Raw genomic sequence first — 13,827 nt, forward strand, 5'->3', positions numbered from 1 at the left:
AGAGCATGATCCGGAAAAGTGCGAAGCGGTTTTCCGAAAAGATCATGCTCGAACAATAACCTAAAGCGCGATGACGATTCATCATCGCGCTTTAGGAAAACAGGATCGTCGACAGCCGCTTGCGTCCCTCGACGGTCGCATCATCCGCGCCGCCCCAGGCCTCGAAGAACTGGATGAGCTGCTTGCGTGCGCCATCCTCGTTCCATTTACGGTCGCGCCTGACGATCTCGAGCAGCTGGTCGGTCGCGGCCGCCCGGTTGCCTTGCGCATTGAGCGCGGTCGCGAGGTCGAACCGCGCCTGATGATCGAGCGGGTTTGCAGCGACCTTCTGTTCCAGTTCAGTGACCGGTCCGAGCGATTCCGCCTGCTCGGCGAGATCGATCGCGGCCTGCACCGCCTTCACCGCGGCCTCGCCCTGCTTGGACTCCGGCACCATGGCGAGCGTCTGCTTGGCCTGCTCGATGGCGCCCGAGGTGACGTAGCATTTTGCGAGGCCCGCGAGCGCGGCGATGTTGGTCGCATCGTGCGACAGCGCCTCGGCATAGATCTGCGCGGCGGCCTCGACGTCGCCCTCAGTGAGCACGGCGTCTGCTTCCTTCACGATCTCTGCGACATTGACCTCGCCCGGCGCGGTCACGCCCTTGGTCAGGCGCTCGATGAAGGCGTTGACCTGGCTCTCGGGCACCGCGCCCATGAAGCCGTCGGCCGGCTGGCCGTTGACGAAGGCGATCACGGCCGGGATCGACTGGATGCCCATCTGGCCCGGAATCGCCGGATGCTGGTCGATGTTCATCTTGACCAGCTTGACCTTGCCCTTGGCCGCCTTGACGGCCTTTTCCAGCACCGGGGTCAGCTGTTTGCATGGGCCGCACCACTCGGCCCAGAAGTCGATCAGCACCGGCTGGCGCTTCGATTCCTCGATGACGTCCTTCACGAAGGTCTGGGTGGTCGTGTCCTTGATCAGATCGGGCGCAGCCTGGCCCGCCGCTCCGTTGCCCTGGTCAATGATCGTCACGGGAGTCCCTCATCTGATATCCGGAAAGGCGGCTCTTTAGCACGACGCCGTCTTATATGCTGCTGTCCCGGCTCCTAAATTGGGCCGGGACGGCCGAATTTCAATCCATGGCCACTGATTCGGTGGTTCCCAGGCGTTTCGGGACGCTTTCGACCCGATTCGAGCCCATATGGGGTGCCCGAAAGCGAATTGATGCCGCCGGTAGCTGTTGCATTCGTCGCCCGCTTTTGGCATACGACAGCCGTTGCCGGCGCGTCACGCGACCGACACAGGACGCGGGTGTAGCTCAGTGGTAGAGCACGACCTTGCCAAGGTCGGGGTCGAGGGTTCGAGCCCCTTCGCCCGCTCCAATTTTCTCTCTTGGCAGATTTCGGGGTGCTAGAGGTCGGTGGAGCCGAGCCTCCGATCAAGCCATCCCGCGAACACCATGGGTGCGCGGACTGCCTGAACGACCCTTCGTTGAAGATTGTGCGCACCGACGTCCGGCTTTTCGTCCCCGCCGCGACGGCGGCACGCGGCGTCGTAGGGCTCTCTCACGAGTTCATGGCAAGAGTCGATTGTGGGTCCGGCACAGGATGCGACGGTTTCTGTCGTTGAAAGAGATCCATGTGCTCGGTGCCCCACGTCCCCAATGCTCGAATAATCGGCTCAAGGGTCCGGCCGAGGTCCGACAGGCTGTACTCCACCTTCGGCGGCACCTGCGCATAGACCGTCCGGATCACCAGCCCGTCGATCTCGAGATCACGGAGTTGGTGCGTGAGGATGCGAGGCGTCAAGGCAGGAACCAGCCGGCGAATTTCATTGAACCGTGCAGTCCCCTTCAGCAGGTGATGCAGGATCACGCACTTCCATTTGCCATCGATGAGGCTGATCGCAGCCTCCACGGCGCAACCCGGATTGCAGTCGAACCGGGAATGCCGGCGCTTCGCCATGGGTAGTATCCTTTCTGTCACTATGTGCAACGCTTGTGCATATGACGTAGGCTGACCCTATGCGCTAATCAGGGCTCCAACAAGGAGATCTACCGATGCGTGCAATTGGCTATCAAAGACCCTCGCCGATAACCGACGAAGCCTCCCTCGTTGACATCGAATTGCCCAAGCCTGCACCCGATGGGCATGACATTCTGGTCGAGGTGAAGGCCGTCTCCGTCAATCCCGTGGACTACAAGGTCCGTCGCAGTACGCCACCGCAAGGGACGGACTGGAAGGTTCTCGGCTGGGATGCTGCAGGTATCGTCCGAGCCGTCGGCAAGGACGTGACGCTTTTCAAACCGCACGACCATGTTTTTTACGCCGGCTCGATTATCCGGCCCGGCAGCAATGCCGAGTTTCACCTTGTCGATGAACGAATCGTCGGTCCCAAGCCCAAAACGGTGGACTGGGCTGAAGCCGCGGCTCTGCCGTTGACGGCGATCACGGCCTGGGAAGCTCTCTTTGACCGGCTCGACGTGAAGAAGATGGTCCGGGGGGCTGCTCCCGCCATTCTGATCGTCGGCGGTGCGGGCGGCGTTGGCTCGATCGCCGTCCAGATCGCCCGTCAGCTCACCGATCTGACCGTCATTGCGACCGCCTCTCGACCCGAGACGCGCGAATGGGTCGAGCACCTCGGCGCGCACTACGTGATTGATCATTCGAAGCCGCTTGCAGCGGAATTCGCGACGCTCGGCATCGGCGCGCCGGCGTTCGTGTTTTCCACGACGCAGACCGGGCAGCACGTCAAGGAGATTGCGGACCTGATCGCGCCACAGGGTCGCTTCGGATTGATCGACGATCCCGGTGCGTTCGACATCATGCTGTTCAAGCGCAAGTCGGTGTCGATCCACCACGAACTCATGTTCACTCGACCGATCTACGGCACGCCAGACCTGGCGGAGCAGGGCCTGCTGCTGAAGGACGTATCGCGTCTGGTTGACGAGGGCCGCCTGAGGACCACGCTCACCAAGCGCCTCTCGCCAATCAACGCGGCAAACCTGAAGACCGCCCATGCCTTGCTGGAAAGCGGCTCCGCCCGCGGCAAGATCGTGCTCGAGGGCTTTGCCATCCAAGGCTGACCAACAAAGGCTGACGAATCCCGGGGCTGACCAACCCCAAGGCGGAAGCCATCATCCCTGCCCCCGCGAAGGAGAACAGCATGAGCAACACCACGCCATCCCAGAAATCGATCGCGATGGCTTCGATCAATCGTGACGCGGCCGTGGCCCTGATCGACGCATCGATCGCCGCTGCCAAGGCAATCGGCATCGACGCAGCCGTCGCGGTGATCGACGCGACCGGAAACCTCCGGGCCTTCGAGCGGACCGACGGCGCGCCGTTTCTCACCGTCGATGTCGCCATAGATAAGGCATGGACCGCTTCATCCTTCGGCTTTCCGACGCATGTCTGGAACGATTATGTGACCAAAGACCCGAAGGTCGCCCCGCTTGCGTATCGACCCCGGATGGTTGCCGTCGGGGGCGGATATCCTATCATCGAGAATGGCAAGCTGATCGGCGGCGTCGGCATTTCCGGCGGCACCTATCAGCAGGATCAGGACGCATGCGTAGCGGCGCTGGAGAAGCTGGGTTTCGAGGTTCCCGCTTGATGGACGTGCAATGACAATCCTGGTCACCGGCAGCGCAGGCCATCTCGGGGAAGCCATTCTCCGGACGCTGCGGGCGCGCGGGTCTACTGTGCATGGGGTTGATTTGAAGAAATCGGAGTTCACCGACCAGGTGGGCTCGATCACCGACCCCGGTTTCGTGCGGGCCGCGATGGCACGCGTCACCGCCGTCATCCATACCGCGACCCTGCACAAGCCGCATGTCGCCACGCATTCCAGGCAGGACTTCATCGACACCAACGTCACCGGCACGCTCAACCTGCTCGAAGCGGCCGCTGAAGCCGGCGTGAAGAGCTTCGTCTTCACCAGCACCACCAGCGCGTTCGGCTCGCAGCTTCGGCCCGAGGCCGGGAGCGCCGCGGTGTGGGTCACCGAGGATCTGCCGCCGGTGCCGAAGAACATCTACGGCACCACCAAGCTGATGGCGGAGAATCTCTGCGAGCTGTTCTTCCGCGAGCACGGGCTTCCCGCCATCGTGCTGCGAACCTCCCGCTTCTTTCCGGAGGAGGATGACGATCCCTCGGCGCGCGCGAGCTTTGCGGCCGAGAACGCGCAGGCCAATGAGCTGCTTTATCGCCGGCTGGATATAGCGGATGCGGTGAGCGCGCATCTGCTCGCCGTCGAGCGCGCAGCTCACATCGGCTTCGCGCGCTACATCGTGTCGGCGACCAGCCCGTTCACGCCAAGCCACCTCGCCGCCCTGGCTGAGGACGCCGCGCGCGTCGTGCATACGCTCTATCCCGATTGCGCAAGACTCTACGCTGCGCGGGACTGGCGCCTGTTTCCGACCATCGACCGCGTCTACGTCAACGAACGCGCGCGCCGCGAACTGGGCTGGCGGCCCGCATTCGACTTTGCCCACGTGCTGAGCAGCCTGCGCGGAGCCAGCGATTTTCGCAGCGCGTTGGCGCGTCAGGTCGGCTCAAAGGGCTACCATGACACGGTGTTCGATCGCGGGCCTTATCCCGTAGTCTCATAATTCTCATCGCGTGCACGCGAGTGCGTGCCTGCGAAACAGTCGCCTGCCACGTGATTCCGCGTTGCAGCGAGAACGCGCGCATTCGCATGCCATGCATGCGGAGAAACCGTCTCTCAATTTTTATTGAGGCTGATCGCGATGCGCGCTGGCTCCTTCTCAGCGCTTGCAGATGTGCTAACCTTTTCGCGTCTGCCTCCATCGACAGACTCCGAACTTCGCCTCTCGAATAGCAAAACAATAACGGTGTGGCCGCCACGGCCGCCTTAGGGGAGTGACGCGATGACATCCATATTCCATCGATCCATCTTTGCTTTTGCGGCGGTTGCCCTGCTCGCGGGGACAAGCGTCGCGAATGCGCAGCAGCAGGACAAGAACCGGGCGCTGAAGAAATACGAATCCGGCACCAAGGAATTCTGGACCCATCCGCCGGATGACTGGTTCCTGGGAGATGAGACCGAGGCGCAGAAGGGTCTTGCGCCGCCGTCCGGTCCGCCGACCGGCGCATCCGAGGCCGAGCTCGCCAACATCGTGAAGAAGATCAAGCTGCCTGCGGGCTTCAAGATCGAGGTCTGGGCGCCCGGCGTTCTCGCCGCGCGGCAGATGGCGTGGGGCGACAAGGGCACGCTGTTCGTCGGCTCGTTCGGCCTCGGCAACGTCTATGCGATCAAGGACAATGGCGGCAAGCGCGAGGTCAAGACCATCCTCAAGGGTCTGAACATGCCGACCGGCCTCGCCTTCAAGGACGGCGCGCTCTACGTCATCGCCGTCGACAAGCTGATCCGCTACGACGACGCCGAAGCGAATCTCGACAATCTCGGCCAGGGCAAGGTCGTCTATGACGACATGCCGTCCTATGCCGCGCATGGCTGGAAGTACATCGCCGCCGACAAGGACGGCTGGTTCTTCCTGCCGTTCGGACCGCCCTTCAACGTCGGCATTCCGCCGACGAGCGTCTCGCAGATCCGGCGCGTCGATCCCAAGACCGGCAACGCCGAAGTCTGGGCGCTCGGCGTTCGCAACTCGGTCGGCGGCGACGTCGATCCGCGCAGCGGCAAATACTGGTTCACCGAGAACGCGCGTGACTGGGTCAGCGATGATCTGCCCTCAGACAAGCTGAACATGATCTCGAAGATCGGCGAGCACTTCGGCTATCCCTATTGCCACCAGGGCGATCTGCCGGATCCGAAGTTCGCGATGGGCCACAAGTGCTCGGAGTTCACGCCGCCCGTGCTGAATCTCGGCGCCCACGTCGCTCCGCTCGGCATGAAGTTCTATACCGGCGACCAATTCCCCGCCGAGTACAAGAACAACATCCTGATCGCCGAGCACGGCTCCTGGAACAGGCACAAGTACCAGGGCGCGCGCATCGTGCGCGTGATCGTCGGGCCCGACGGCAAGAACCCCAAGCAGGAAGTGTTCGCCTCCGGCTGGCTCGAAGGTGACCAGGGCTATCTCGGCCGTCCCGACGACATCATCCTCGCCAAGGACGGCTCGATCCTCGTTGCCGACGACTGGGCCGGCGCGATCTATCGCATCAGCTACAGCAAGAAGTAGCGCGACGTGAGACTGGGGGCTGCGGTTGTCCGATGGGCAGCCGCAGCCTTTCGTTTGAAGTTACACGCTCGTCATTCCGGGGCGATGCGAAGCATCGAACCCGGAATCTCGAGATTCCGGGTTCGCCCTTCGGGCGCCCCGGAATGACGAGCAAATCGGAATCTCCCGTCATGCACAGGCAATCTGTTTCGCGCCCACTCAGCGCGCTCGCTGTTTCGCTCGCAGCGCTCCTCAATCACCCCGCCCCCTTCGCGCACGCTGCCGACGTCAAGGAGAAGGCCGCGGTCTGCGCCGGCTGTCACGGCGACAACGGCATCTCGCAGACCGAGAACATCCCCTCGCTCGCCGGCCAGCCGGATCAGTTCCTGCAGTGGCAGCTCGTGTTCTTCCGCGCCGGCTCGCGCAAGAACGAGCAGATGCAGCCGATCGCGGAAGAGATCACCAACGAGGATATCCGCAGTCTCGGCGCCTATTTTTCGCAGCTCACCCCGCCGAAGGGTCCGGAGGACGGGGATCCCGACCTGTCGAAGAAAGGCAAGGAAGCAGCCGCCGGCCGCCGCTGCGCCTCATGCCACACCGACAGCTATGCCGGCACCAAGGCCGTCGCCCGCCTTGCCGGTCAGCGCGAGGAATATCTTGTGAAAGCGCTGCGCGACTACAAGGCCGGCTTGCGCGTCGGCGGCGGCGTCGCCGCCATGGCCGACATCGCCTATTCGCTCAGCGAAGAGGAGATCACCGCACTCGCGCATTACCTCGCGCATTTGCAGTAGATCACCGCTGTCATCCCGGACAAGCGAAGCGCAGATCCGGGATCCATAACCCCAGGGAGGAGTTGTAGCGCGAGCTGGCAACTCCGAGTCCTCGCCAAACCCAATCCTGTGATTATGGGTCCCGGGCTCGCGCTTCGCGCGCCCCGGGACGACGGCGGTGTGTGGGGTTGCCCAGTTACGCAGCCCGCTGCTTCTCATACGCCTTCAAATGCGTATAGGCGATGCGGAGTTTTGGCACCGGCACTTTCGCAGCATCGGCGCGCGCGATGAGGTCGCCGATGATGTGATCGGCCTCGACCGGCAGGCCTGCCTTGATGTCACGGAACATCGACGCGGTCATCGGTGAGCCCTCGGTGGTGATCAAGCCCTTGACCCGCTCGAAGAACGGCCCGCCGGGCGTGTAGCCCGATGCGGTCGCAGTCGCGCTGGTCTCGTCCAACATGCCCAGGAGAAAATCCTTGCCGCCGGCGACCGCCAGGATGTTGCCGACGGAGGTGCGCATCAGGCTGGTCGACGCCGCGAGCGAGGAGAGGAACACCCACTTCTCCCACATGTCCTGCATGATGTTGTGGCTCGCGGCCGCGCCCGCGATGCCGCTCGTGAAAACTTCCTCGATCGCCTTCACCCGCGCCGAGAGTTTTCCGTCGCGCTCGCCGTAATTGATCGACTGCATCGGCTGGAGCTGCACCACCTCGCGCCTCTCGTTCAGCGTCGCGGCGATGGCGCAGAGCCCGCCGAGCACGCGCTCGGCGCCGAACTTCTGGTCCAGCACGTCGAGATGCCGCATGCCGTTGAGCACGGGAATGATCGTGGTGTTCGGCCCGACCGCCGGCGCGAACGACTTAACGGCGTCGTCGAGGTCGAACGCCTTGCAGCTCAGCAGCACGACGTCGAATTTTTCGGAGAGCTTGTTCGCCTGCACCGCCGGCGGATTCGTCAACGTCGCATCGCCGTTCGGGCTCTTTATGACGAGGCCGGCGCTCGCAAGCTCGTTCGCGCGCCGCGACCGCACCAGGAAGGTGACGTCGCGCCCAGCCTGCAACAGCCTGCCACCAAAATAACCGCCGATGGCGCCGGCGCCAACTACGAGAATGCGCATGAAAGATGCTCCGTTTGTTCTTGCTCTTGTCTCGGTGTCGTCGTGGCTTTCGCCAGGACGACACGGGGGAGATACCTCACTTCGCTCGTTGGGCCGGAATCACTTTCCCGACACCGTCTCCTCGACCTCGCGCAGCTGCTCCTTGCCGAAGAACATCTCGTTGCCGACGAAGAAGGTCGGCGAGCCGAATGCGCCGCGCGCGACGGCCTCCTCGGTGTTCTTGATCAGCCTTGCCTTCACCTCGCCCTCCTGGGCGCGGGCGAACAGCTTCTGGGCATCGAGGCCCGATGAGGCGATCGCCTTCATCGCGACTTCCGGATCGTCCATCTTCTTCGGCTCGCGCCACATGTGGTGGAACGCGGCCTCGACATATTGTTCCAACACGCCCTCGATCTGCGCCGCGATCGCCGCGCGCATCAGGTTCAGCGTGTTGACGGGAAAGAACGGGTTCCACACATAGGGCTGCACGTTGAAGCGTTTGAGGAAGCGCTCGGTCTCGACCGCCTGGAATTCGCGCTTGTTCTTGATGCCGGCGAGCGTCTCGGCCGGCGACTTGTTGTTGGTCGCCTTGAAGATGCCGCCGAGCAGGATCGGCACATACTCGAATTTCACGCCGATCCGCGTCTCGATCGCAGGGATCGCCTCATGGCTGAGAAACGCGTTGGGACTGCCGAAATCGAACAAGAATTGTGGGGCATGCGTCAAAACGTCCTCCCGTGAGTCTCGCTTTGCGTATATTTTGGCGCAGCAGGCGCGGCAGGTCCACCTATTTGATGATGGTCATAATACCTTGCAGGGCGTGTTCCGCCTACGCGCGGTCGCTGCTTGCGAGTTTCAGGACGTGGTCGCGGATGTCGGCGGGCCAGTCGGCGATCTCGGTCGCAAAACGGCGGCGGTCACCTGCGAACAGCGCGCGCGAGGCCTCTTCGAAATGCGCAAGATTCCCCGCCATCGCCGACATGAAGTGGTAGGCGGCATCGCGCGCCTGCCGCTCGCGGTCGCGATCGCCGCTGGCACGGCGCGCCTCGTCGACGAGCTTGCGCAGCGCGACCGAGGCGCCGCCCGGCTGCGCGTTGAGCCATTCCCAGTGCCGCGGCAGCAGCGTCACCTCGCGCGCCACCACGCCGAGCTTCGGCCGGCCACGGCCGCGCGGCGCACTCGGCAGCTCAATGCCCCCATCGGATTGCGCCGGCGCGATCGCCGCCAGCCGGGCCAGCACCTCCTGGTCGTCGCCGCGCAGATCGAAATCGACCGCCCGCCCGGTCAAGTCGTTGAAGATCACGATCGGCGAGCCCGCCCACGCATCCGCGCGCTTGACCGCCAAGGCCACATCCGCGATCGGCCCCGAGGCCAGGCGCCGTTGGCCGACAAAGGCTGTAAAGGTATCCTGCATTGAAATCGCTGTGTAATCTGACACGGTGGTGGGATTAATATCCGGGTGAAATAGAAGCGTCAATATGCCCGGGTAAAAATGGCGACCGTCCGGCTCGACATTCGCCCGCCGGGCTGGCACCAACACGCCCGAGACCAGCTGGGGACCTCAAAAATGCTGACCGTTCATCACCTCAACAATTCACGCTCGCAGCGCGTGCTGTGGCTGCTCGAGGAGTTGGGCGTACCCTACGAGATCGTGCGCTATCAGCGTCAGCCGGACATGCGCGCGCCGAAGGAGCTGCGAGCGATCCACCCGCTCGGCAAGTCGCCCGTGATCACCGACAACGGCAACACCATCGCCGAGTCAGGCGCGATCGTCGAATACCTCGTCGGCACCTATGGAAACGGCCGCCTGATCCCGCCGCCGGACACGCCGGAGCGGCTGCGCTACACCTATTGGCTGCACTATGCCGAAGGCTCAGCGATGCAGCCGCTGCTGCTCAAGCTGCTGTTCACGCTGATGCCGAAGCGCGCGCCGGCGCTGCTGCGTCCCCTGGTGCGCAAGGTCTCGAACCAGGCGCTGACGGCGCTGGTCAATCCGCAGATCAAGCAGCACATGGATTATTGGGAAGGCGAGCTCGGTAAAACCGAGTGGTTCACTGGGCCCGAATTCACCGCGGCCGATATCCAGATGAGTTTTCCGCTGGAAGCGGCGCAAGCCCGCGGCGGGCTGGAGCAGGGCCATCCCAAGGCGATGGCGTTCCTCGAGCGCATCCACGCGCGCCCGGCCTATCAACGCGCGCTGGAGAAGGGCGGGCCGTACCAGATCGGGCGGTAATTTTCGCTGTCATTCCGGGGCGCCCGAAGGGCGAGCCCGGACTCTCGAGATTCCGGGTTCGGCTCTTCGAGCCGCCCCGGAATGACGGCTTCTAGTTTACGGCTGCGATCAACGGAATGCCCGCACGACGACTCTCATGGGGCGCATCTGCGGCTACCGGGTAGAGAGGGCTATTGCCCTACTGCCGCAGCGCCCCGTGTGCGTGGGTCGGGCGCGCCGAACGGCCCGTTCGGCGTCACCGCGATCGAGTTGGCCGATGTCTGGCCCATCGGTTCGACGACGAGGTGACCCATCGCCTTCAGCTCGAAGAGGACGTCGTCGGAAAAGCCACGCTCGACGCGCACCTCATCCGGCAGCCATTGGTGATGCAGCCGCGGTGCCGCGACGGCAGCCGCGACATCCATCCTGTAGTCGAGCACGTTGACGATCACCTGGAGCACGGTGGAGATGATGCGGCTGCCGCCGGGCGAGCCCGTGACCAGCACCGGCTTGCCGTCCTTGAGCACGATCGTCGGCGACATCGAGGACAGCGGCCGCTTGCCGGGGCCGGGCAGATTGGCCTCGTAGCCGACGAGGCCATAGGCATTGGAGGCGCCAACCGCTGCGGTGAAATCGTCGAGCTCGTTGTTGAGCAGCACACCGGTGCCGTCGGCGACGAGGCCGACACCATAGCTGAAGTTGAGCGTATAGGTGTTGCTCACCGCATTGCCGCGACTGTCGACGACTGAAAAATGCGTGGTGTTGCTGCCTTCGCGCGGCGGCGTCGCACTCGCCACGATCTCGCTCGCCGGCGTGGCACTATCGGCGTTGATGCCGGCGCGCAGTTTAGCCGCATAGCCCTTGGCGATCAGGGTCTCGATCGGCGCCTTGACGAAAGCGGGATCACCGAGGTAGCGCGCGCGATCCGCATAGGCGCGCTTCATCGATTCGATCAGCAGATGCAGCGAGGCCGGCGAGCCCTGCTTCAGCTCGGAGAGCTGAAAGCCTTCCAGGATGTTCAGCGTCTCCACCAGCACCACGCCGCCCGACGACGGCTGCGGCATCGAGACGATGTCGAAGCCGCGGTAGCTGCCGCGCACCGGCTGGCGGATCACGGGCCTGTATGACCGCAGGTCCTCCGGAGTCATGATGCCGCCGGCATCGGTGACGGCCTTGGCGAGCTTCTCGGCGACCGGTCCCTCATAAAATCCGCGCGAGCCTTGGGCGGCGATGGTCGCCAGGGTCTGGGCCAGATCGCCTTGCACCAGCCGGTCATTCTCTTGCAGCGGCGTACCGTCCGGTCGTGAGAAGATTTTCGCCGACGCCGGCCAGCGCGCGAATCGCTTGTGCGCGCCCGGCAAGGTGTCGGCGGTGTCGTCGCTGATGACGAAACCGTCGCGGGCGAGCGCGATCGCGGGCTCCAGCAATTGCGCCAGGGTGAACTGTCCGGAGCCGTATTTCTCCAGCGCCAGCGCAAGTCCCGCGACCGTGCCGGGCACACCGATGCCGAGCGCGGAATCGCGCGACTTCGCGATATCGGGCTTGCCGTCGGCGCCGAGGAAGATATCTGATGTGGTCGCAGCCGGTGCGGTCTCGCGATAGTCGATAGCGACGTCTTCCTTGCGGTCGGCGGAATGGATCACCATGAAGCCGCCGCCGCCGATATTGCCCGCGCGCGGATAGGTCACGGCCATGGCGAAACCCGTCGCGACCGCGGCGTCCACCGCGTTGCCGCCGCTGCGCAAGATGTCTGCGCCGATCTGCGCGGAGATCCTTTCCTGCGCCACCACCATGCCGTGCTCGGCGGCGATGGCGTGAACGGTGTCGAGCGCGGGCGGCTCGTAGATGCGGCGCGCATCCTGAGCGCGCGCCGGCAACAGGCTGATACCTAGAATCGTGAGGGCAGCTACGACTTTTCGTCGTGTCAGGACAAACGACATCATCAAAATTCCGCCGTGTCTTGTTTCTGCCGTGTCTTGCCGCCACTGCACAGCCGTCACGGCAATGCTATACCGTTTGCGCTAAGGGAGGCAAAACTGTTCGTGCTAAGGAATGCTGATGACGACGATCGCCTCTGATACCGATATCGCCGATGCGGAGCGGACCTATCCGCCGCGCACCGCCGTCGTCAGTTGGATCTTCTTTGACTGGGCCGCGCAGCCCTATTTCACCCTGATCACGACGTTCGTCTTCGCGCCCTATTTCGCCACCAGCGTCGCGCCAGACGCCGCGACCGGACAGTCGTTGTGGGGATTTGCGATGGCGGCGGCCGGCCTGGTCATCGCCCTGCTGTCGCCGGTGTTAGGGGCCGTTGCCGACGCCGCGGGCCGTCGCAAGCCCTGGATTGCTGCTTTCGGCGCCATCCTGGTGCTGGGCTCCTCGGCGCTATGGATCGGCAAGCCTGGCGATCCCGCCATCATCCCGCCGCTCCTGGCGGCCGTGGCACTCGCGAGCGTCGGCGCGGAGTTCGCGACAGTCTTCAACAATGCGATGATGCCGACACTTGTGCCGCCAGAGCGAATCGGCCGGCTCTCCGGCAATGGCTGGGCCACCGGCTATGTCGGCGGCATCATCAGCCTGATCATCGTGCTCGGCTTCCTCGCCGCAAACCCGGAGACCGGGCGTACGTTGCTTGGTTTCAAGCCATTGTTCGGGCTCGATCCGGCCATGCATGAGGGCGATCGCATCACGGGACCGCTGACGGGACTCTGGTTCATCGTGTTCGTGACGCCGATGTTCCTGTTCACGCCGGACTATCCCGCCAAGCGGCCGGTGCGCGCGGCGTTGCGCGCAGGACTCACGCAGCTGAAGCAATCGCTCGGCGAACTGCCGCGGCAGAAATCGCTCGCGACGTTCCTGCTCGCCAACATGATCTACACCGACGGCCTGGTGTCGCTGTTCGCCTTCGGCGGCATCTATGCCGCCGGCACGTTCGGCTGGCACACGATCCAGATCGGCACTTTCGGGATCATCTTGGCGATCGCCGGCACGTTCGGCGCGTGGCTCGGCGGCAAGCTCGACGATCTCCTGGGACCGAAGCGCGTGATTGCCATCAGCATGATGATCCTGCTGCTGTCGCTCGCCGCGATCCTGCTGGTCGACAAGGATTCGATTCTGTTCATCAGCGTGGCGCCGCCCGAGCCGGGCGGACCCATGTTCGCGGGCGCAGCCGAGCGCGCCTATCTCGTACTGGGATGTCTGATCGGCGCCGCCGGCGGCCCACTCCAGGCCGCCTCGCGCACGCTCCTCATCCGTCTCGCACCGAAGGACCGCATCGCGCAGTATTTCGGCCTGTTCGCGCTGACGGGAAAAGTGACGTCTTTCATCGGTCCGCTGCTGATCGGCGCAATCACGGCCGGGACTGCGAGTCAAAAGGCCGGCATGGGCGTGCTGGTGGTGTTCTTCGCCGCGGGGCTGGCGTTGTTGATGCGGGTGCGGGAGTAGCTGCGGCTCGTAGCCCGGATGGAGCGCAGCGCAATCCAGGGCACTATCGCCAGGCATTTCAAGGTCGTCCCGGCGAAGGCCGGGACCCATTACCCCAGGGAGCAGTTTGGCGAAGACTGGCAGTTAAGCAGTCATTCCACGGTACTAAGACTACGCGCTACCGATAGATCACGC

General features: G+C 63.9%; 13 protein-coding genes and 1 tRNA gene. 8 read left to right on the top strand and 6 right to left on the bottom strand.

Going from position 1 to position 13,827, the window contains the following annotated elements; genetic code table 11:
• Positions 1-91: 91 nt before the first annotated feature.
• Positions 92-1,015, bottom strand: a complete 924-nt coding sequence (gene trxA / locus NLM33_RS30180) for a thioredoxin (RefSeq protein WP_254101612.1) — start codon at positions 1,013-1,015, stop codon at positions 92-94.
• Positions 1,016-1,290: 275 nt separating this feature from the next.
• On the opposite strand from trxA, the gene NLM33_RS30185 reads away from it, so the two are divergent.
• Positions 1,291-1,365: transfer RNA gene (locus tag NLM33_RS30185), tRNA-Gly, on the top strand.
• Between the two features lie 183 nt (positions 1,366-1,548).
• Here NLM33_RS30185 and NLM33_RS30190 read toward each other — a convergent pair.
• The gene (locus NLM33_RS30190) at positions 1,549-1,947 is read right to left on the bottom strand and encodes a helix-turn-helix domain-containing protein (protein ID WP_254101614.1); all 399 of its coding nucleotides are present in this window, start codon (positions 1,945-1,947) and stop codon (positions 1,549-1,551) included.
• Between the two features lie 95 nt (positions 1,948-2,042).
• Between NLM33_RS30190 and NLM33_RS30195 the strand changes: the two genes are divergently transcribed.
• The 5 genes from NLM33_RS30195 (at position 2,043) to NLM33_RS30215 (ending at position 6,919) form a co-directional block, all read left to right on the top strand.
• Entirely contained in the window at positions 2,043-3,068 is a 1,026-nt protein-coding gene (locus NLM33_RS30195) for a zinc-binding alcohol dehydrogenase family protein (RefSeq protein ID WP_254101616.1), read from the top strand.
• Between the two features lie 80 nt (positions 3,069-3,148).
• Positions 3,149-3,598, top strand: coding sequence for a heme-binding protein (locus tag NLM33_RS30200; RefSeq protein ID WP_254101618.1), 450 nt, complete (start codon positions 3,149-3,151; stop codon positions 3,596-3,598).
• A gap of 10 nt (positions 3,599-3,608) precedes the next feature.
• On the top strand, positions 3,609-4,595 hold the full coding sequence (locus NLM33_RS30205) for an NAD(P)-dependent oxidoreductase (protein WP_254101620.1): 987 nt from the start codon (positions 3,609-3,611) through the stop codon (positions 4,593-4,595).
• Between the two features lie 279 nt (positions 4,596-4,874).
• Positions 4,875-6,149: a sorbosone dehydrogenase family protein gene (locus NLM33_RS30210; RefSeq protein WP_254101622.1), complete on the top strand. Its 1,275-nt coding sequence runs from the start codon at positions 4,875-4,877 to the stop codon at positions 6,147-6,149.
• A gap of 170 nt (positions 6,150-6,319) precedes the next feature.
• Positions 6,320-6,919, top strand: a complete 600-nt coding sequence (locus NLM33_RS30215) for a c-type cytochrome (protein ID WP_254101624.1) — start codon at positions 6,320-6,322, stop codon at positions 6,917-6,919.
• A 175-nt stretch (positions 6,920-7,094) separates the two neighbouring features.
• Here NLM33_RS30215 and panE read toward each other — a convergent pair whose 3' ends face one another.
• The 3 genes from panE to NLM33_RS30230 form a co-directional block, all read right to left on the bottom strand.
• Entirely contained in the window at positions 7,095-8,018 is a 924-nt protein-coding gene (panE, locus tag NLM33_RS30220; RefSeq protein WP_254101626.1) for a 2-dehydropantoate 2-reductase, read from the bottom strand.
• A 99-nt stretch (positions 8,019-8,117) separates the two neighbouring features.
• Positions 8,118-8,723 carry a 2-hydroxychromene-2-carboxylate isomerase gene (locus tag NLM33_RS30225; RefSeq protein ID WP_254101628.1) on the bottom strand — a complete coding sequence of 202 codons (606 nt, stop codon included), beginning with the start codon at positions 8,721-8,723 and terminating at the stop codon, positions 8,118-8,120.
• 103 nt (positions 8,724-8,826) lie between these two features.
• Positions 8,827-9,411 carry a DUF2239 family protein gene (locus tag NLM33_RS30230; RefSeq protein WP_254105962.1) on the bottom strand — a complete coding sequence of 195 codons (585 nt, stop codon included), beginning with the start codon at positions 9,409-9,411 and terminating at the stop codon, positions 8,827-8,829.
• 153 nt (positions 9,412-9,564) lie between these two features.
• Between NLM33_RS30230 and NLM33_RS30235 the strand changes: the two genes are divergently transcribed.
• Complete coding sequence (locus tag NLM33_RS30235; protein ID WP_254101630.1) at positions 9,565-10,230, top strand: glutathione S-transferase family protein; 666 nt, start codon at positions 9,565-9,567, stop codon at positions 10,228-10,230.
• A 170-nt stretch (positions 10,231-10,400) separates the two neighbouring features.
• Here the strand turns inward: NLM33_RS30235 and ggt are convergent, their stop codons facing one another.
• Positions 10,401-12,152, bottom strand: coding sequence for a gamma-glutamyltransferase (ggt, locus tag NLM33_RS30240; RefSeq protein WP_371930000.1), 1,752 nt, complete (start codon positions 12,150-12,152; stop codon positions 10,401-10,403).
• A 115-nt stretch (positions 12,153-12,267) separates the two neighbouring features.
• On the opposite strand from ggt, the gene NLM33_RS30245 reads away from it, so the two are divergent.
• The gene (locus NLM33_RS30245) at positions 12,268-13,653 is read left to right on the top strand and encodes an MFS transporter (protein ID WP_254101632.1); all 1,386 of its coding nucleotides are present in this window, start codon (positions 12,268-12,270) and stop codon (positions 13,651-13,653) included.
• Positions 13,654-13,827: the final 174 nt, after the last annotated feature.

This window comes from Bradyrhizobium sp. CCGUVB1N3, assembly GCF_024199925.1.
GTDB lineage: Bacteria > Pseudomonadota > Alphaproteobacteria > Rhizobiales > Xanthobacteraceae > Bradyrhizobium.